Source organism: Citrobacter sp. TBCS-15 (assembly GCF_005280815.1).
Lineage (GTDB): Bacteria > Pseudomonadota > Gammaproteobacteria > Enterobacterales > Enterobacteriaceae > Citrobacter > Citrobacter werkmanii.
Genome location: NZ_SZWK01000272.1, coordinates 1 through 328, shown reverse-complemented (window position 1 = coordinate 328; position 328 = coordinate 1). Strand labels below are relative to the sequence as shown.

At 28.0% G+C, this 328-nt stretch carries 1 protein-coding gene; it reads right to left on the bottom strand.

From position 1 onward, the window contains the following. The coding region (locus FDW96_RS15155) for a hypothetical protein (protein WP_137365911.1) at positions 1-215 on the bottom strand (215 nt) is incomplete at its 3' end. Between the last annotated feature and the right edge of the window lie 113 nt (positions 216-328).

Below are 328 nucleotides of genomic sequence, written 5' to 3'. Positions count from 1 at the left end.
CTAGTTACCTCCATTGGCTCTGATTCTACGCAATAAACTTTGAACGGCTTTTCTTCTTTTGCTCCATTTCCGAAAAATAGCTCCCATTGATAATTTAATAAAACACAAGTCTTAATAGCTTCGTGTTTTTTTGTATAAAGAGATAATCGTTTTCCGCTATAATTTTTAGCCACTGTGTCTTTATCAGTTGTTAGTGCCACATAGTAAATTTTCATTTATTTCTCCTTTTCTTATATCATGATATCAAATTATTTTATATTTGTCAATACTTAATTCCATTTTTTTCTTTTATGAATTTGTTTATACTATCTTGATTTAATCGTTTAGA